General features: G+C 38.0%; 22 protein-coding genes and 1 pseudogene. 18 read left to right on the top strand and 5 right to left on the bottom strand.

The genetic code is table 11. The features are described 5' to 3' along the window. The first annotated feature begins 163 nt into the window (after positions 1-163). From AAIB49_RS05265 to AAIB49_RS05240, 6 genes are all read left to right on the top strand, one after another. Entirely contained in the window at positions 164-466 is a 303-nt protein-coding gene (locus tag AAIB49_RS05265) for a metal-sensing transcriptional repressor (RefSeq protein ID WP_186869481.1), read from the top strand. A 13-nt stretch (positions 467-479) separates the two neighbouring features. Next, positions 480-2867: a heavy metal translocating P-type ATPase gene (locus AAIB49_RS05260; RefSeq protein WP_343457403.1), complete on the top strand. Its 2388-nt coding sequence runs from the start codon at positions 480-482 to the stop codon at positions 2865-2867. Between the two features lie 71 nt (positions 2868-2938). Beyond that, positions 2939-3145, top strand: a complete 207-nt coding sequence (copZ, locus tag AAIB49_RS05255) for a copper chaperone CopZ (protein WP_339217375.1) — start codon at positions 2939-2941, stop codon at positions 3143-3145. Between the two features lie 311 nt (positions 3146-3456). After that, positions 3457-4065 carry a class I SAM-dependent methyltransferase gene (locus AAIB49_RS05250; RefSeq protein ID WP_339217373.1) on the top strand — a complete coding sequence of 203 codons (609 nt, stop codon included), beginning with the start codon at positions 3457-3459 and terminating at the stop codon, positions 4063-4065. 51 nt (positions 4066-4116) lie between these two features. After that, positions 4117-4491: a VOC family protein gene (locus AAIB49_RS05245; protein WP_339217371.1), complete on the top strand. Its 375-nt coding sequence runs from the start codon at positions 4117-4119 to the stop codon at positions 4489-4491. Between the two features lie 16 nt (positions 4492-4507). After that, on the top strand, positions 4508-5260 hold the full coding sequence (locus AAIB49_RS05240; protein ID WP_339217369.1) for a GNAT family N-acetyltransferase: 753 nt from the start codon (positions 4508-4510) through the stop codon (positions 5258-5260). A 124-nt stretch (positions 5261-5384) separates the two neighbouring features. On the opposite strand, the gene AAIB49_RS05235 is transcribed toward AAIB49_RS05240, so the two are convergent. Next, entirely contained in the window at positions 5385-6419 is a 1035-nt protein-coding gene (locus tag AAIB49_RS05235; RefSeq protein WP_339217367.1) for a flavin-containing monooxygenase, read from the bottom strand. 112 nt (positions 6420-6531) lie between these two features. Here AAIB49_RS05235 and AAIB49_RS05230 point away from each other — a divergent pair, with 112 nt between their 5' ends. From AAIB49_RS05230 to AAIB49_RS05205, 6 genes and pseudogenes are all read left to right on the top strand, one after another. Continuing rightward, positions 6532-6921, top strand: coding sequence for an ArsR/SmtB family transcription factor (locus AAIB49_RS05230; RefSeq protein ID WP_186869488.1), 390 nt, complete (start codon positions 6532-6534; stop codon positions 6919-6921). After that, complete coding sequence (locus AAIB49_RS05225; RefSeq protein ID WP_343457402.1) at positions 6908-9004, top strand: heavy metal translocating P-type ATPase; 2097 nt, start codon at positions 6908-6910, stop codon at positions 9002-9004. The genes AAIB49_RS05230 and AAIB49_RS05225 overlap by 14 nt, the downstream gene beginning before the upstream one ends. Before the next feature lie 164 nt (positions 9005-9168). Continuing rightward, complete coding sequence (locus tag AAIB49_RS05220; RefSeq protein WP_343457401.1) at positions 9169-9798, top strand: Type 1 glutamine amidotransferase-like domain-containing protein; 630 nt, start codon at positions 9169-9171, stop codon at positions 9796-9798. Positions 9799-9939: 141 nt separating this feature from the next. Next, positions 9940-10698 carry a DUF2087 domain-containing protein gene (locus tag AAIB49_RS05215; protein ID WP_339217362.1) on the top strand — a complete coding sequence of 253 codons (759 nt, stop codon included), beginning with the start codon at positions 9940-9942 and terminating at the stop codon, positions 10696-10698. A 10-nt stretch (positions 10699-10708) separates the two neighbouring features. Next, positions 10709-11055, top strand: a pseudogene (locus AAIB49_RS05210) (DUF6176 family protein). A 232-nt stretch (positions 11056-11287) separates the two neighbouring features. Next, positions 11288-11746, top strand: a complete 459-nt coding sequence (locus AAIB49_RS05205; protein ID WP_339217360.1) for a MarR family winged helix-turn-helix transcriptional regulator — start codon at positions 11288-11290, stop codon at positions 11744-11746. 211 nt (positions 11747-11957) lie between these two features. Here AAIB49_RS05205 and AAIB49_RS05200 read toward each other — a convergent pair whose 3' ends face one another. Genes AAIB49_RS05200 through AAIB49_RS05190 form a run of 3 tightly spaced genes read right to left on the bottom strand, consistent with a single transcriptional unit; the run spans position 11958 to position 14369 of the window. Next, a complete protein-coding gene (locus tag AAIB49_RS05200) occupies positions 11958-12518 on the bottom strand; it encodes a 5' nucleotidase, NT5C type (protein WP_339217358.1) in 561 nt (186 codons plus the stop codon). 8 nt (positions 12519-12526) lie between these two features. Continuing rightward, on the bottom strand, positions 12527-13621 hold the full coding sequence (gene ribD / locus AAIB49_RS05195; protein ID WP_343457400.1) for a bifunctional diaminohydroxyphosphoribosylaminopyrimidine deaminase/5-amino-6-(5-phosphoribosylamino)uracil reductase RibD: 1095 nt from the start codon (positions 13619-13621) through the stop codon (positions 12527-12529). Next, the gene (locus tag AAIB49_RS05190) at positions 13614-14369 is read right to left on the bottom strand and encodes a GTP cyclohydrolase II (RefSeq protein ID WP_343457399.1); all 756 of its coding nucleotides are present in this window, start codon (positions 14367-14369) and stop codon (positions 13614-13616) included. Before AAIB49_RS05190 ends, ribD begins: the two co-directional genes overlap by 8 nt. Positions 14370-14610: 241 nt before the next feature. Here AAIB49_RS05190 and AAIB49_RS05185 point away from each other — a divergent pair, with 241 nt between their 5' ends. From AAIB49_RS05185 to AAIB49_RS05160, 6 genes are all read left to right on the top strand, one after another. Beyond that, positions 14611-14946: a PadR family transcriptional regulator gene (locus tag AAIB49_RS05185; RefSeq protein WP_339217354.1), complete on the top strand. Its 336-nt coding sequence runs from the start codon at positions 14611-14613 to the stop codon at positions 14944-14946. Between the two features lies 1 nt (position 14947). Next, complete coding sequence (locus AAIB49_RS05180) at positions 14948-15460, top strand: DUF2812 domain-containing protein (protein WP_343457398.1); 513 nt, start codon at positions 14948-14950, stop codon at positions 15458-15460. A 256-nt stretch (positions 15461-15716) separates the two neighbouring features. Then, the gene (locus AAIB49_RS05175) at positions 15717-16589 is read left to right on the top strand and encodes a CPBP family intramembrane glutamic endopeptidase (RefSeq protein ID WP_343457397.1); all 873 of its coding nucleotides are present in this window, start codon (positions 15717-15719) and stop codon (positions 16587-16589) included. 223 nt (positions 16590-16812) lie between these two features. Next, a complete protein-coding gene (locus AAIB49_RS05170) occupies positions 16813-17136 on the top strand; it encodes a PadR family transcriptional regulator (protein ID WP_343457396.1) in 324 nt (107 codons plus the stop codon). After that, positions 17129-17689, top strand: coding sequence for an HAAS signaling domain-containing protein (locus AAIB49_RS05165; protein WP_339217347.1), 561 nt, complete (start codon positions 17129-17131; stop codon positions 17687-17689). The genes AAIB49_RS05170 and AAIB49_RS05165 overlap by 8 nt, the downstream gene beginning before the upstream one ends. Then, positions 17682-18491: a DUF4097 family beta strand repeat-containing protein gene (locus AAIB49_RS05160; RefSeq protein ID WP_339217345.1), complete on the top strand. Its 810-nt coding sequence runs from the start codon at positions 17682-17684 to the stop codon at positions 18489-18491. The genes AAIB49_RS05165 and AAIB49_RS05160 overlap by 8 nt, the downstream gene beginning before the upstream one ends. Positions 18492-18543: 52 nt before the next feature. On the opposite strand, the gene AAIB49_RS05155 is transcribed toward AAIB49_RS05160, so the two are convergent. Next, the gene (locus AAIB49_RS05155) at positions 18544-19134 is read right to left on the bottom strand and encodes a TetR/AcrR family transcriptional regulator (RefSeq protein ID WP_339217343.1); all 591 of its coding nucleotides are present in this window, start codon (positions 19132-19134) and stop codon (positions 18544-18546) included. Positions 19135-19168 lie beyond the last annotated feature (34 nt).

Below are 19168 nucleotides of genomic sequence, written 5' to 3'. Positions count from 1 at the left end.
GTATGTTTAGAGGGAAGGGTACTTGTTTAAGAAAGGGAAGTAACGAGTATAAGAAACCCTTTGGGGGTATCCTTATAATGAATGCAAGGAAAAAGTAAAGTTGTTGACAATTATACTGTGGGGGGGTATAGTATGATTGAAGCGAAGGAAAGTAGGTGTTCGAATGGATCAATTTTTACATGATCACCCAATTACCCCTAGAACAGATGCAGAGAAGCAAGGGGTAGTTAATCGTTTAAAGCGAATTGAAGGACAGGTTCGGGGTATTCAGAAAATGGTTGAAGAAGACCGTTACTGTGTCGATATTTTAGTACAAATCAGTGCAATAAATGCAGCTTTGAAAAAGGTTGGATTCCAAGTTGCCGAGCGACATGTGAAGCATTGTGTAAGCCATGCCGTGAAGTCTGGTGAAGGAGAAGCGTCAATTGATGAATTAATGGAAGTGTTAAAACGACTTTCTAAATGAGGGGGTATCCGAGATGAGTGAGTCCAGACAAATTACGGTTGGTGTCACTGGGATGACCTGCGCAGCGTGTTCTAATCGAATTGAAAAGGTTTTGAATAAAATGGACGGCGTGGAAGCCCAAGTTAATTTAACAACAGAAAAGGCCAGTGTCCATTTCAATCCGGATGCAGTCACCGTAGAGGATATTACAACCAAGATTGAAAAGCTTGGTTACGGTGTTCAGCTTGAAAGGTTAGAGCTTGATGTCTTCGGGATGACCTGTGCGGCTTGTTCAACTAGGATTGAAAAGGTGCTAAATAAAGAAGAGGGTGTTAAACAGGCTACCGTAAACCTTGCAACCGAAAGTGCCTCCATTGAATTTAATCCTGCACTTGTTAAAGAATTAGATTTGATTGGAAGAATTGAAAAGCTAGGGTACGATGCGAAGGTGAAGGCAGATAAAGAAGAAAAACAAACTGAGAAAGAAAAGCAGCTGCAAAAAATGAAAACGAAATTAATCATCTCTGCGATTCTTTCTGCACCATTATTATTAACCATGCTCGTTCATTTAGCTGGTGTATCCATTCCAGATATCTTTATGAATCCGTGGTTCCAGTTTGCACTTGCGACACCTGTACAGTTTATTATCGGCTGGCAGTTCTATGTTGGAGCATATAAGAATCTGCGTAATGGTGGGGCCAATATGGACGTGCTTGTCGCACTTGGTACTAGTGCAGCATATTTTTATAGTCTTTATGAGGCATTTATTACGCTTCGTCATCCAGGGCATCTGCCACATTTATATTTTGAGACAAGTGCCATTTTAATTACTTTAATTTTATTTGGAAAATATTTAGAAACAAGCGCAAAAAGTCGGACTACTGTTGCCATTTCTAAGCTACTAAACTTACAAGCAAAACAAGCAAGAGTAGTGCGTAATGGCGCGGAAATGATGATTCCAATGGAGGATGTTGTGGTTGGCGATCGTCTCATAGTAAAACCCGGTGAGAAAATACCCGTGGATGGTATTGTTGTGAAAGGGAGAACATCGGTTGATGAATCCATGATTACCGGAGAGTCTATACCGATTGAGAAAGATATCAATGCAAGTGTCATTGGTTCGACTATTAATAAAAATGGAACGATTGAAATGGAAGCGAAGAAAGTTGGGAAGGATACCGCTCTTGCATCCATCATTAAAGTGGTGGAGGATGCCCAAGGCTCAAAAGCGCCTATCCAACGATTAGCAGATGTCATTTCGGGTTACTTTGTACCGATAGTAGTGGGAATTGCGCTCGTAACCTTTGGTGTTTGGATTTTGTTTATTACTCCAGGTGAATTAGAGACAGCTTTGGTAACGGCAATTGCAGTATTAGTTATTGCCTGTCCATGTGCATTAGGTCTCGCAACGCCAACCTCGATTATGGTTGGTTCTGGTAGAGCGGCAGAAAGTGGAATCCTATTTAAAGGTGGGGAGCATCTAGAGCGTACCCATCAACTTAATGCGATTGTACTGGATAAAACCGGTACGATTACGAAGGGTAAGCCTGAGGTTACCTATTTTACAGCTGATGAGGAAACGTTATCGCTTGTAGCTAGTGCTGAAAAAGGGTCTGAGCATCCTTTGGCAGAAGCAATCGTAGCCTATGCTACTGAAAGAAACGTACCTTTTGTTGAGCCGGCGTTTTTTATCGCAATACCTGGACATGGTATAGAAGCTAGAATTCATGACAAGACCGTGTTAGTAGGAACTAGAAAATTAATGAATGACCACCATATTACCGTTACTAGTGCGGTAGAAGCTGAGCTAGTGGATTATGAAATGAAGGGCAATACAGCGATGTTAATTGCAGTAAATGGTGAGTTAAAAGGAATCGTAGCGGTAGCCGATACGGTGAAGGACACTGCTAAAGATGCTATAAAAGAGCTAAAAGAGCAGGGACTCGAAGTGATTATGCTTACCGGTGATAATGAACGCACCGCCAAAGCTATTGCTGAACAAGTAGGAATCGACCGTGTCATTGCCCAAGTATTACCAGAGGAAAAGGCTAACCGAGTAAAAGAGATTCAATTACAAGGGAAAAAGGTTGCGATGGTTGGGGATGGCGTAAATGATGCTCCAGCCCTTGCGGTAGCTGATATTGGTATTGCAATCGGTACCGGTACAGAAGTTGCTATTGAAGCTGCTGATGTAACTATCCTAGGCGGAGAATTACTATTAATACCAAAAGCCATTAAAATTAGTAAAGCAACGATAAAAAATATCCGTCAAAACTTATTCTGGGCATTTGCTTATAATAGTGCGGGTATTCCAATTGCTGCCCTTGGGTTGCTTGCTCCGTGGATAGCAGGAGCTGCCATGGCATTTAGCTCGGTAAGTGTGGTAACCAATTCACTTCGCCTAAAACGAGTAAAAATATAAATTATCTTTGGGGACGGTAGATAGTCCTGTCCCCAATACTTACTTTTCATATCTGAAAGGAGATATATAGGATGCAATCTTTAACACTAGATGTAAGAGGCATGACTTGTGGGCATTGCAAAATGTCAGTAGAAGGTGCACTGAACGAATTAGAAGGTGTATCTAATGTAGAGGTGGATTTAGCTACTGGCAAAGTTACCGTGACTTACGATGAGTCGAAAGTAACGTTAGAAGCAATGCAAGAGGCAGTAGAAGAACAAGGCTATGATGTAGCTTAACAAGAAAAAGCAGGCACTTCAAACATGTGTCTGCTTTTTCTTATGTGTTAGAATGTCTATCCAGCAGGGGGTGTGGCTTGAACACTAGATATATGAGAGGTGGAGATTTGTTAAATCCTGAAGCTAATAGCTGAAATCCTGAAACACCTCCTTCAAATCCTGAAGATAGGCGCCCAAATCCTGAAGTCCCCCTCCCAAATCCTGCAAAGCCTGAAGAATATGTCAACTAAGCTTATAAGGCATCTTTTGAACCTTGCAGCACTAGTCAAACTTGCGTAAGATTACCATATAAACCAACAAGGAGAATGATAATGAAAGAATACTACTATGATAAGCTCCTTAACATACATACAACTGGCAAACGTGTAGCTAGTAATCATATCAATCACTACTATCCGTATGAACCTACCCCATATCAAGCATTAGAGGTGCTGTTTGGCCAATATGAGGTGAAGAGTGCCGATCAATTTGTAGACTTTGGATGTGGGTTAGGGCGGATGAATTTCTTTATCCATCACCATTATCATGCTAAGGCTACAGGAATCGAAATGAATGAGGCTTTCTATCATAGAGCAATCGAAAATCTAGAAAGCTATAGAAAAAAGGCGAGGAAATCTACAGATAATATATCGTTTAAACATTGCCTGGCCGAAGACTATGAAATTAGCGAAGCAGATAATCGATTCTACTTCTTTAATCCATTTTCTATTCACATTTTCCAGCGTGTCATTAACCGGATTCTTCTATCCGTAGAGGCATTCCCAAGGCAAGTGGATATTATCTTGTACTATCCTTCAAAGGAATATATCTTCTATTTGGAGAATCAGACCGTGTTTCAATTGGAGCAAGAAATAGGACTACCTTATGAAAATAATCCGAATGAGCGATTTTTAGTATACCGATGGAATAATGAAGAATAAGGAAGGGTTTTGCGTGTTACTGTCGAATATGGTAAGAAGGAGTGTGAGAAGATGAAGAGCCCAATTCAAAACAAAGTCAACACCATCTTTATACATGTGCGTGATTTGAAGCGTTCTGTAAAGTGGTACAGTGAACTAATTGGCCAACCGTACGACTTATCTACCGTAGCAAGACCAGTTTACAATCTACCGGTAAATCAAGAAGTAGGTATTACATTAGATGCTGGCCCTGAAAATATGAAAAAGGGTGCCGGAGGATTAGGATATCCTCTATTTAACTTCCATACAGAGGATATAGACCAAGCATATGAATTTGTGACACAACTAAATTATGATATAGCATCCGAAATTATAAGATTTGATGATTTGTCCTTTTTTACAGTTCGTGACCCAGATGAGAACATCATCATGATATGCTCGGGCTAGACAGGTGGGGGATTATGTGAAGATAACATTTGATAATATTGACATCGTAGGTCATGTTATAGCAGAGAACGAGCTTTATAAGCATTATCATTATTCAGAAATACTGATTCGATATGATAGTAATTTTATCGGATTTAAACGAATGCCTACGATAGATGAGTTTAAAGAGGCAGAAGCTTATCTACGAGAATTTCATCAGAAAAAGGCTCAAGACCATGTGAAATTTGAATTTCCTCCAGATCAGAAGCTGACGGATGAACTTTATCAATACGTACAAGAACAGAACTATACAATCGGGACTAATGAGTTGTACAGCATAAAGCCTCAAGATTTTCCTGAGGTGTCTATTAATCCAGATATTCAGGTGGAAGAGGTTAATTCTAGTACTTATAAGGACTATTTAACATTACAGTATGAGCAGGATGTACAGTTTGGTGAAAGCTATGCTGAAGCAAAGAAGATACTTCATCATGCTAATTTTCAAAGTGATAGAGTAGTTCAAATTATTGCGTACGATAAGGATATCCCTGTTGGTGCGGTGGACGTTATTCTTCAGGATCTTACGGCAGAAATGGACAATCTATTTGTGCAAGATTCGTATCAGCGGAAAGGAATTGGTAGTAGTATTCAACGATTTGTTATGGATCTGTTCCGCGATAGAATCGTTATTTTAATTGCAGATGGGGAGGATACCCCAAGAGAGATGTACCGGAAACAAAATTATCACTATGAGGGATTTCAGATAGAGGCGTTGAAGGTATATAAGTGAATGTAGATACTTTCCGAATAGGAAGAGGCTAGGACACCCAGCGCTACCTGGGATGTCCCTAATTTTCCTAGTAGTCATTTTCTCGCGAAGACGTTGCCCTGATTGTGCTAAGTTACAAACTCTACTATCTTAAATAACGCATCAAGTACTCAGCATCATAGCCTACCCCTTGAAGTAACGCAGATCCCCTCCTTGACTGCCATGGCAACCCTAAGAAAAATAAACCTTCACTACTAGTAATTCCCCTATTATGGATAGGCGCCCCATTTTGATTTAGAACACCAGGTATACCTTGGATAATCCGATAATCCGATTTAAAACCAGTAGCCCAAATCACATTATGAAATTCAAGTTGACCTTGCTCTGAGAAGGAAATCGAGTTTTTATTCGCATTTATAGCCCGATTTACTAGAGTGATTCTATCATCTTGAATAGCTTTTCTTAATTCATAGCCAAAAATAGGATCTCCCTTTGATCGAATTCGTCTCCCTAGAAACGAGTTGACGCTAGCGTTTAGAATACCCAATCTACTAAACCACCAAAAGATACTTTTATTCCCAAGAGAAAGAGGCATATAGTTAAGCTTTTGACTAGTTGATAGAAATGTTTTTCTTGTTTGTGAAACTTCTACAGCAATTTGGGCACCGCTATTCCCTGCCCCAACTACAAGGACACTTCCTTCCAGTAATTGATTGGGGTTTTTATAGTCTGTTGAATGTAATTGTAGAACATCTGGTGACAAATTAGCTGCAAAGGCAGGAATAGCTGGGCTATGGAATGGACCGGTTGCTATCACAACATTCTTGGCAATGTAGTTTTGCTCTTTTGTATAGACGGAATATGCATTACCTAGTCGTACTACTTGAGTTACCTCCGTATTGAATTTAATCGGTAATGAAAAATTACGTGCATAATCCTGCAAATAATCCGCAACCTCGTCTTTAGTTGGTAGAGAATTAGGATCTCCTTCAATAGGTAGTCCAGGTAAGGAGCTAAACTGCTTAGACGTAAATAGTATTAGTGAATCATAGCGTGCCTTCCACACATGTCCCATCTGATTCCCCTTTTCTAGTATCAGGAAATTATCTGTTTGTTTGGCAAGGTAATACCCAATAGCTAATCCTGCTTGTCCGGCCCCAATGACAATCGTATGGTACATACAAACCCTCCCGAAATTCTTTATTCAAATATTCGTTTGATTGTTGACATCACATTAATCTATAGCATAAGATGATATTATAATCAAACAATTATTTGAATGAGGCGATAAAATGGCAGGAAGTACTGTGAAAAAGGTTAACCACGATACTTGTGAGGTATTTTGTTTTGAAGAAGAAAAAGTGAATCGAATAAAACCACAGATAGAAGAAGTTAGTGGGGTAGAAATGATATTTAAGGCATTATCAGATTTAACACGGTTAAAAATCGCCTATGCGTTAACAATTGAAGATGAACTGTGTGTTTGTGATGTTGCAAATATTATCGGTTCTACGACAGCAACAGCATCCCATCATTTACGACTGCTCCGTAATATGGGGCTCGCAAAGTATCGTAAAGAAGGGAAGTTAGTATTCTATTCACTAAAGGATGAGCATGTTCATCAGTTAGTATCGATTGCTATGGAACATTCGAGAGAAGGTGCTGGACTTGGAGGAAAATAAACAAGTCTATCGATTACAAGGCTTGTCTTGTACGAACTGTGCTGCAAAATTTGAAGAGAACATCCGTAATATTAATACGGTAGAGGATGTTCAGGTGAACTTTGGTGCTGCAAAGCTAACTGTACATGGTGCGGCATCCGTTGATCAGTTGGAAGCTGCAGGTGCTTTTGATGGGATTAAGGTCCAACCGGAATGGAATAATGAACCAGAACGATGGAAAAAAAGGGAGACTATAACCACTTTTATATCGTTACTTTTCACCATAGTAGGGTACGTATTCTACTTTAGGATGGGTGAAAGCCACCCTATTACAATAGGAGCCTTTCTCACTGCAATATTGGTAGGAGGACTTTCCTTATTTAAGGTCGGATTGAAAAATTTAATGAAGCTTGAATTTGATATGAAGACATTAATGACAATTGCCATTATTGGTGCAGCGATTATTGGAGAATGGGCAGAAGGTGCGGTCGTGGTGTTCTTGTTTGCGCTAAGTGAAGCACTTGAAAGTTACGCTATGAATAAGGCGCGGCAATCAATCAAATCACTGATGGATATCGCACCGAAGAAGGCTACTATTCGTCATGGCTCGCAAACAATGGAAATTGATGTAGAAGATGTACAAATTGGTGATATTTTAATCATTAAGCCTGGACAGAAAATTGCGATGGACGGGGAAGTTGTAAAAGGGCAATCCTCTGTCAATCAAGCAGCGATAACTGGTGAATCAATCCCAGTTCATAAGGTAAGCGGTGATGAGGTATATGCGGGAACAATCAATGAAGAAGGTTCATTAGAGGTACGAGTTACTAAGCGAGTAGCAGATACAACGATTGCTAAAATCATTCATCTAGTGGAGGAAGCACAAGCCGAACGAGCACCCTCCCAACAGTTTGTAGATAAATTTGCCAAATATTATACGCCTGCGATTCTGTTTCTTTCTTTCCTTGTCGCAGTTATCCCACCTCTATTTTTCGGTGGGGAATGGTCTAATTGGATCTACAGTGGTCTAGCGGTATTAGTAGTTGGTTGCCCGTGTGCATTAGTTGTATCGACACCTGTTGCAATTGTGACGGCTATCGGTAATGCTGCAAGAAATGGTGTGCTAATTAAGGGTGGCATCCATCTGGAGGAAGCAGGCCATATCGATGTGGTAGCTTTTGATAAGACCGGTACCTTAACGAAAGGAAAGCCGGAAGTAACAGACATTATCCCACTTACAGATAAAGATGAAGCCGACTTGATCCGTATTGCTGCAGCTATTGAAGAATATTCACAGCATCCACTTGCATCAGCTATTAAACGAAAAGCAATCCGTCTTCAAGCCGTAGATTATAAAGCGGAGGATTTCCTATCCTATACAGGTAAAGGAGCTAAAGCCACGGTACAAGGGACAGAGTACTTCATTGGTAACCCGGCATTGTTTTCAGAGATGCTGCCCTTACATGCTGAGCTACTGGAGAGAACTAGCCAGCTACAAGCGGAAGGGAAAACGGTAATGCTATTAGGTACGTCTCAAGAAGTGATAGGGATTATCGGAGTAGCTGATCAAATCCGTTCAGTAAGTCGATCCATTATTCAGAAGCTCCATCAGTTAGGTATGAAGCGGACCATTATGCTAACAGGAGACAACCAATTAACCGGAGAGGCAATAGGCTCAAGCCTCGGGTTAACAGAAGTAAAAGCGGAATTATTACCTGAGGATAAATTAACCGTTATAAGTCGATTAAAGGATAGGTATGGTCGTGTAGCCATGGTTGGTGATGGAATTAATGATGCACCGGCACTTGCATCAGCTAATGTTGGAATTGCCATGGGAGGCGCAGGAACCGATGTGGCCTTAGAAACAGCAGACATAGCATTAATGGCCGATGACTTGGAGAAATTACCATATACGATTTCTCTAAGCCGTAAAACCTTAACGATTATTAAGCAAAATATTATCTTCGCTCTAGTGCTAAAAGTATTAGCTTTGCTATTAGTTATTCCAGGATGGCTAACATTATGGATCGCTATTTTTGCGGATATGGGAGCGACACTTATTGTCGTATTGAACTCGATGCGACTAATGAAAAAAGATTTATAGAATGAGGAAAACGTGGCATATCAACTAATTGTTGGTATGCTTTTTGGTTTGGAGAGTAGTAGGAAGAATTGATGCTCACCTATGTTAAGATATAGCTAGAAATTGCATAGTTTTGATACAACTTCAAGAGTAACTACATACTTGAGATAGTAAGGGAGATGCTTATGAAACTCTGTTTTATTGGAGGAGGAAACCCCTTAACGGGAGAGCTTAATGATGTAATAAAATTTATAAGCCATCACGTTAAGAAGGATAGTAAACTTTTAATCATTCCTTTCGCTACAGAAGAAAACAGACTGGATAGTTGGTATAATTCTGCCAAAAAAACTTTTGAGGATATTGGAGTTAGTCATCTCGACATTCTCAACCAAAGACTAACGAGTCAAGAGATGCAATCAAAAATCAAGGAACATGAAGTGCTATACTTTACTGGTGGTAGGCCGGAGAAATTGATGGAAAGGTTGATAGATAAAGAATTAGTTACATCTATTAGAGGACATTCGGGGTTGTTGATAGGTGTGAGCGCAGGTGCTTTAGCTTTCAGTAAGGACTGTATTATTACCAAGGATGAGGATTATCCAGAAACCTTGGTCATTAAAGGGTTAGGTCTAGTGGACTTCAGTGTAGAGGTTCATTATCGTGATGGAATGGATGAAGAATTAATCCATTTATCGGAAAAGCAGGATATTTATGCCATCCAAAATGGTAGCGGATTGTTTTGGGATGGAGAAGTAATGACTCCTATTATAAGTATCATTCATTTTCAAAAAGGGAATAAGAAAGTGATCGATTGAAGGAAGTATAGTGAGTAGAGGTAATATAAATGTACTCTTAAAAAGCTTGGTATTCAAGCTTTTTTGTTTGGTGTCGATTTTATTGTAAACAATATTATAATATGTTTATATATAAATAAACAAAAAGGGGTAATGTTTATAATGAGTATAGATGAACGGTTTTGGAATGCAACAGTAGAAGAGCTCTCGTTAGGGTATATCCAATCCAATGATGAATACATATGCCTCCTGTGTGGGGAAAGTTATGAAGATGGCATTATCTATCCAATGGATGGAATGTTATACGAAGCTAAAAAAGCGATAGTTCAACATATAGAGGATCGTCATGAGTCCGTGTTTGAGTATTTACTACACCTAGATAAAAAGTACACTGGATTATCCAATCATCAAAAAGAATTACTGCATTATTTCAAAAGAGGCTTAAGTGATAAGGAAATCATCAAACAACAGAATGGGGGCAGTCCTTCTACGGTTAGAAATCATCGATTCAAACTGAAAGAAAAGGAAAAACAAGCGAAAGTATTTCTTGCTATTATGGAGCTTCTAAACCGGAATTCCAATGAAAAAGATAGAAATAATTTTGTTAGTTTTCATAAGGGGGCGAAAATGGTGGATGAGCGATATGTAACGACAGAAGAAGAAAAGCAAAAGATTCTATCAACGTATTTTAAGCAGGGGCTGGATGGTAGTTTAGATTCCTTTCCAAGTAAAGAAAAACGAAAACTGATTGTGTTGCAAAATATTATGAAGCGATTTGAACCGAATAGAAAATACACGGAAAAGGAAATTAATAGCATTCTCAAGATGATTTACGCCGATTATGTAACCATCAGAAGATACCTCATTGAATATGGCTTTATGGACCGCAGTAAAGACTGTACAGAATACTGGGTAAGATAAGGGGGCTAATATGAATATAGAATTAACAAGATTCAAAGTGAAAGATGGAAAGACAAAAAAAGTAGATGAATGGATGAAGTTTTTGAATGACAATATGAAAGAAGTACTTGTCACATTAACGGATGAGAAGAGGTATGTTGAAACTATATTGAGGGAAGAAATTGCTGGCAGTGAGTATTTGTATTGGTACTTTGTTCAGGGGAATGGTGGACAAGAAGTCAACGAATCTAATCATTGGATTGATAAAAAACACTTGCAATATTGGGAGGAATGTATTGATAAAGATTATTTAAAAGTAGATTTTTCTGTTAGGCTGTGATGATACCAGACATTATTAGAAAAGCCATGCAGGAATAGCGATTAGTTAATCCACCCTCTATAGAAACTGCCGATTCCTAATTCGGTAGTTTCTATTTTTTATATGTATAGCTCTGCTTTGATATACTTCCACATTAATATGCCATGATCTTTTTACAACCCTCCATAAATGGCAATTTTAGTAAATATTACCCATTATGAATAGAAAATCTTGGAATTTTGCGATATACTAAATTAAACTTCATAACTATTACTTAAAGGATTGATATTCATGGATAATGCGAATCATTTCGACGAAAACCAAGCCGCCTCACTTAAACTTTTTGTCGTACTGTCTAGAGCAATTCAAGCAATCGAGAAACAGATTACCAAAAATGTGAAGGGGTATGGATTGAATCTAACGGAATTTGCTGTTTTAGAGTTGTTATATCATAAAGGAGAACAACCAATACAGAAAATCGGTCAGAAGGTTTTACTGGCAAGCAGCAGTATTACGTACGTTGTGGATAAATTAGAAGAAAAAAACTACTTAACTCGTAAAGCATGCCCAACAGATAGAAGGGTTACATTTGCTGTTATTTCCGAATCTGGTAAGGAATTAATGGATGAGATTTTCCCACATCATGCAAAAGCCATACGTGATATTATGGATGGGTTAACTGTGGAAGAAAAGAAAATGGCTATTGACTTAGTGAAGCGATTAGGTCTTTATGCAAATAATCTAGAGTAGCGGTAGAAGCTTATTTCATAAATTAAGCAGTAACTATTAGCGCCGAAAATATACGTAAACTCCGAAATAGGACAAATGTAATCCCTAGGAAGCCCCTGTTCCTCGCATTTCGCACACAGGGGCTTCCTAGGATCATTAGTAGCATTACTATCCAGTAGCTGATAGAAAGTAACGTATATTTCCGATGCAAGAGAGTAGTCTATTGTTACGGTTATTTTAATTTCCCCAAAAACTCTTCCCAATCTAAAACCCGGTTATATGTCGCAGCTCGATTATAAGACTGATCCTTTAAGAAAAGCTCAATCGGTTCTTTTGATAGCGTATCTAAAATGGTCGGTTTATCGTCTACATAATAATCTAGCTTTAGCTCTTTAATAATATGGATTTTCTCATGGTCTTGCATGCCATAGAAAAAATGTTCATCGTTTACTGGGAAACCTTGCTGCTTCATCCAGTTTTTTGTCCGCTCACCGTGTTCTTTTGGTCTTGCGGTAATATAAAAGATTTCATGCCCAGAATCTATTAGTGTATTTAATGCCTCCACGGCACCTTGGTATGGTGGACAGTCCGTGTAATAAATATCTTCAAGTGAACTATTCCACATAGTGCTTCCCTCTTCGTCTGTTAATCCAAAAGGTTCGTGGATTTCCACACGCTTTAAAGCATAGAATTCTTCGATTGGAACATGCTTTTTTAGTTTGTTCCTATAGATATGAAAGGCATGCTCGCGCAAATTTATTAATGTGTCATCGATATCAAAACCAAATCTCATATAATCCCTCAATTTTTATAAACTGGGTAACCCGTAAACTTAAAGTCTTTGCCAATCTTTTCGATGTTTGTATTCGTTAAATCTAGGGCATCTTGCATGTCTACTACTCCAGTTCCCTCTAGAAATGTAGGTGCTTCTTTCCCTCCGACTAATTTTGGAGCGAAGTAAAGTACAACTTTATCAACTAATTGATGTTCTAAGAAAGAAGCATGGATATTTCCGCCGCCCTCTAAGAATAGGGAGGAGACAAGATGCTCGCCAAGAATCGCAACTACCTCTTTTGGATTAACCGATGTTTCACCTGATGTTACAAATACACGAATGCCGCGCTCCTCAAGCTGAAGCTTTTTTGTTTCATCATGGTTTTTACTAGTAAAAATCCATGTTTCTGCTTGGTTATCGGTTATAACGTTAACATTCATTGGAATCTTTAAGGTGGAATCCATTATAACTCGAACTGGATTACGTCCATTAGGAATCCGTGCTGTTAACGATGGATTATCTGTTAAAACAGTTTTTATTCCAACGAGAATAGCCATATTTTCACTCCGAAGCTGATGTACATCTCGTCGTGCTTCTTCTGAAGTAATCCATTTACTACTAAACGTATGGGTTGCAACTTTACCATCTAATGAAGCCCCCGCCTTAAGCGTGACAAATGGTTTTTTCTCCACAATAAATTTATTAAAAACTTCATTCATTTGTATGGATTCTTGTTCTAAAACCCCAATAATGACCTCGATGCCGGCATCCTGTAGTAGTTTCACACCGTTTCCTGCCACAATTGGATTCGGATCTAATGTTGCAATGACCGCCCTCTTGATTCCTGCTTGAACAATAGCTTCCGCGCACGGTCCGGTTCTACCATGGTGGGAGCATGGTTCTAACGTTACATAAATCGTCCCACCCTTGGCTTTCTCGCCTGCCATACGTAATGCATGAATCTCTGCGTGCGGTTCTCCTGCTTTTAGGTGTGTGCCGACACCAACAATCCGATTGTCATTGACAATAACAGATCCTACAAGCGGGTTTGGATCCGTCTGTCCCTTCATCGCCTTAGCGTTTTGGATGGCAAGTCCCATATAGAACTCATGATTACTCATTGGAACAGGTTCCTTCCTCTTGCAGGTGACCAGATTTTTCTACCTTTGTTTTAAGGTAGCGTTCGTTATATTCAGAAACATCGCCCCACAGTGGCACGCGCCCTGTTAAGGTTAATCCGGCTTTCTTCATTGCTTCAAGCTTTAATGGATTGTTCGTAATTAATGTTACCGGCTTTGTACGTAATCTTTTCAAGACACGAATAGCATCGTCATAATTTCTAGAGTCATTCACAAATCCAAGTGCTTCATTGGCTTGAACGGTATCAAGACCATTCTCCTGTAAAATATAGGCCATTGCTTTAGAAAATAAACCAATACCCCGACCCTCATGATTAGCAAGGTAGAAAATAGCTCCAGTACCATGCTCGGTAATTTTGTGCATGGATTCTTTCAGTTGGAAGCCACAATCACAACGTTTACTTCCAAAGATATCACCAGTATGACAAATGGAATGCATTCGGATTAAGGCATCGTCATCATTTTCAAAATCACCATAAACTAAGACACTAGACTGTTGATAGTCTGCTAAGTTTTGTGACGATAGATTATCGATGATGGTCTGATAATCATCAGTTGCTTCCGTTGAATTTAACCAGCTATACCATTTGAATTCAACGGTTTCTCCGTATAGATTAACAGGAAGGCGAATGGGTCCAACTAAATAGATAGCGCCTTCTGTTGTTGGTATTGTCTGTATTTTATCCTTAAGTACGGATATTACTTTCGATTCTAATTTTGTTTGTTCCATGGTATATACCCCTTTCACTGCCACTAGTATAATGAAAAATCATTATTGCTTCAATTTATCTTTCTCGGAAATCATCATAATTAATCTTTATTACTAAAATATGATGAAGTCGCTCTCCCGGTTGTATGTTGTAAAAAAATAATTCATGTATTGTCAAAAGAAGGTGTTCATGTTATTATATCGACATATGATATATCGCACATCGATACATCGATAGGTGATATATAATGGTGGTGAAAATATGACGAAAAAAGCAGAAACTTTTCTCCCTTTGTCACAGGCTACCTACTATATTCTATTATCTTTACGGGAAGTCCGACATGGATACGGAATTATGCAGGATGTAGAAGCGGTTAGTAAGGGTGAAGTGACAATGGGTCCAGGAACATTGTATGGGGCGCTCAGTAAATTGGAAAAACAACAAGTTATTGAGAAAGCAGTTGTGCAAGATGATGAACGAAGGAAGTATTACCAGTTAACTAGTTTAGGTAAAGAAGTCTTACGTTTAGAGTATAGAAGGTTGAAATCGTTAGTGGAAAATGCAAAGGATATCATGACAGAACTGGAGGTAGAGTAGGATGACAATAAGAAAACTCAGGATATCATTATCATTTAACATTGAAAAGGAAGAGCAGTGGTTGACGGAAATGTCTCAAAAGGGACTACATTTTCAACATCATAAATTACTATGGTATGAATTTGAGGAAGATCCAACCAAATCATATGTGTATCAAATCGATTTTCGCCAAAATGCTCAGATGGATTATTTCAAGCTATATGAAGATGCAGGGTGGGAATATGTCATTGGATCAATGGGAGTCTTTCACTACTTCCGAACAGATGCCTCCAATCCATCTATCCGGAAATTGTACTCTGATAATGAGTCCATACAAGATTCTTATAAACGAATGATTGGCTTTTATTTACTCGTTTTCTTCCTTTTCCTTATTTCTCAAATAGGAATAGTTGTAACTTGGAATGACTTTTGGTTACAGTATGTACTACTCGGAATTGATGGGGTTGTAATCGTGCTATATTTATATATGTTTTATATGTTTAATAGGAGAATTAATTATTACAGAAGGCGGTAGTAGTTGCTTTAGAAGAGCGAGATCAGAATTGGTTTGGGTAAAAAGTACATGATGAAAACAGGAGGCTAACAGTGGTAGCCTCCTGTTTTCATTAAGGAATAACCAATTTCATTTCTAAATTGAATTTCGAATAGTTAAATATCTTTGTGTTTTATGTTAGTATACATGCTATAGCATTAGGATGTAAAATTATGGAGCATTAAGCAAAGAGATTTAGTGCACATACATTCTCAAGCTTAAATTACGAGATATGGTAATGGTTACAATAGAAGGAGATGTGCCTTGTTTTATGGGGGAAAAGTTTGGTGAACTAAAGATATGGAATGTTATAGTGCAATTATTCGTCTTAGGTTTAATATGCCACATACTACATAATATCATGCAAAGTATACTCGGAATGGACTTGAATGTTGTATGGATCGCAACGTTTTATATTTTTGCTCTTTTTATCATGATACGCTCATTACGCATGAATGGTATAGATGCTGAAGTGATTGGAGAGCCATCCGTTCAACATGTACCGTGGATCTTATTAATAAGTATAAAATTTCTATTGATCCTATTTTCCTGGCTTTCACAAAGTGTAGGTGTGCCACTGGTTTCGTTAGTTTATCCGGAAATATATACAGAAGTGTTGCTGTTACTTTCAGAGCATACCCATGTAAGTGCTGACGTTAATAGTATTCTGATGTTGATCATTAGTTTTACATTCGTACCTATTTTTGAAGAATTGTTATTTAGAGGGTATCTATTAAATAAATGGGGAGCTAAAATAGGGCTGGGAAAAGCGATAATCATGAGCTCCTTGTTATTTGCCTGTGTTCATTTTGATATTATGCTATTTCTGGGTTATTTTGCTAGTGGAATATTTTATAGTTTGGTTTATTTAAAAACGAAGAGATTAATCGTTCCAATCGTTTTACATTCGTTAACGAATCTAGTTTCTAGTTTTACAACCTTTTTACCTAGCTTGCCCCTTACGTCTATAGAAGAATTACAGTCGGCCTTGCTAGGAGCATTAACTGTATATATTATGTTAATCCCAATAATTGCTTTTATTTTGTATCGGTTCTACAAACATACTGCTAAGATGTTCCCACACCAACTTAATATGAAGAAGTCTTCTTGAAATTCCGAAGCAAACTATCACAGGGATGAACGAAGACAGCTTGGTTAACCCTGCTGTCTTCGTTCATCCCTGTATTTCATTGATAACCATCATTTTACCTTGTTAAGTATTTTATTTAAATAGTACCTTGTATTGAACAGTAGTATATGTTAAATTATAGCTAAAGGAATTAATTATAAATTGGTACTATACAATGTATAGTAGTAGAGCAGAGGTGGAAGTATTGAACGTACAGTTTAAGAAAGGTGTATTGGAGCTATGTGTGCTCGTCTTATTAGATAAACAAGATCGATATGGTTATGAATTGGTTCAGAAAATCTCCGATCAGATTGCCATTTCAGAAGGGTCTGTTTATCCATTATTAAGAAGGTTAACGAAGGAAGGATATTTTACTACGTATTTAAAAGAATCTACAGAGGGACCATCTAGAAAATATTATGCGCTAACAGAAGAGGGTAGAATTTACTTGCAAGAACTATTAGAGGATTGGCAGAAGTTCACCGAGGGTGTGAATCAATTAATCGAGGAAGGTGTTCGAAATGAATAAGGAACAGTTTTTAACACAGTTGGAGGGTGCTTTAAAGCGTCTACCTTCTTCTGAACGAGAAGATATTATACAAGACTTTAGGGAACATTTTGAAGTTGGAGTTAGTGAAGGGAAATCAGAAGAAGAAATTGCGAAAGGGCTTGGAACCCCACAGCAAATAGCCAAAGAAATAACGGCTTCTTTCCATTTGGAACAGGTCCAAGAAACGGCAACTACGGGAAATGTCCTTCGTGCCGTATGGGCAGTAATTGGACTTGGTTTTTTTAACTTAGTTATTGTACTAGGGCCATTTATCGCCTTAGTAGGAATTGTATTATCTGGTTGGGCAGTAGGATTATCCGGAATAGCAAGTCCAGTTTTGTATTTAATTAATGTAGCCATTTACCCAGAAATATTTGAACTTTATCAATTATTCATATCGATTACGTTTGCTGGAATCGGAATCTTTGTGATTATTGGGATGTATTATGTGACAAGATGGTTAAGTAAAGGTTTTATACGCTATTTACAATTTAATGTTCGTATGGTTAAAGGAGGAATAGGAAATGCCTAGGAAAAAGTTATGGATAATCATTGCTTCTTGTCTATTCGTCGTCGGCGTCATTGGTAGTCTCCTAACGTATAAAACGGCAGGTGCATCTTCTGAAGATGTAATAGAAACAGAAGTCATTGATAATCAAGGTATTACGACACTGAATGTTAAAACAGACAATGCAAGAGTTGAAGTCCTACCCACATCGGAGAAGGAAATTACAGTAGAATTTACATCGCCAGCTACAAGTAAAAACAAGTATAAGTTTACTGTAGAAGAAGATGGTGACACGCTTGCAGTAGAAGTAAAGGAAAAACGAATTCTTCAATTTATATCGTTTGACTTTAGCTTCCAAGGTCCAAGTTTAGTCATCTATTTACCTGAAAAGCAATATGCTGAACTAAAAGTGGATGTAATAAACGGAAGAGTTAATGTAGAAGGTCTGGAAGTAGAACATGCCAATGTGCAAACTATTAATGGCCGAATTGAATTGGAGGATTTAACCACTATTACTACCTATGTTTCGTCTGAAAACGGTAGGGTGGAATTAACGTATGTTGATGGTGAAATAACTAGTAATGCTGTTAATGGTCGAACGACACTTATTACCAATGATTTAGATCGTTCCATTGATCTTGAAACAGTGAATGGGAAGATTGAAATTCAAACAATGCAAGAACCTACGAACGCGGCTTTTGAGGTTAGTGTTGTAAATGGAAAGGTAGACATATTAGGCGATAACTCTAAGAATTCAGTATTTGGCGAAGGCGCGCATAAAATTAAACTAAAAACGGTGAACGGCAGTATTACGGTGAGAAAATAATTATTGGGGGGTAGAGACATGGATAGTCTCTACCCCTTTTGACGAATAGGCATTACTTTTCCTTATAACCAACAATCCCATAAAAGAACATTTTCGTTAATTCCTCCGTATATGGGAGCACCTGTTCATAAACATGTTTTTGCTGTAAATATTCCCGGAACATTTGGATATAGATTAATATGGCTTCATTCGAGATGGTGGAATCGATATACCCCTGTTCCTTCCCCTCATCAAATAAATTAATTAATTCTGGGAGTGCTTTATTCGTATAAAATTCTTCGATATAACTTCCTGTACCAGAAGAAAAGTCCTTTATAATATAGTTATAAATCTCCTCGTTTATAGAACTCGCGGATGTTGTCTTGTTAAAGATGATTTGCTTAATTTTCTCCGAGATGTGGATATCACTATCTATAATTTTCTGGAATTCACTCCAAATTTCTTCCATATAATAAATAACTACCTCATCTACTAATTTATCCTTACTACCGAAGTAATTATATATAGTTACTTGTGATACATTTGCATTCTTTGCGATTTCAGCTACGGATACTTTACTTATTCCAAATTTCATAAAAAGATCTAGTGCTGATTGTAGAATATTAGTCCTTTTCAATTCACTTCTTCGTTTAAATCCATCCAATGTATTTCACCTCACTATTAGTTTAATAGAAATT

It is taken from the genome of Ornithinibacillus proteolyticus (assembly GCF_039581225.1).
In the GTDB taxonomy this organism is placed as follows: Bacteria; Bacillota; Bacilli; order Bacillales; family Amphibacillaceae; genus Ornithinibacillus; species Ornithinibacillus massiliensis.
The sequence above is the reverse complement of the archived record's forward strand: the minus strand, read 5'-3'. Positions and strand labels throughout refer to the sequence as shown.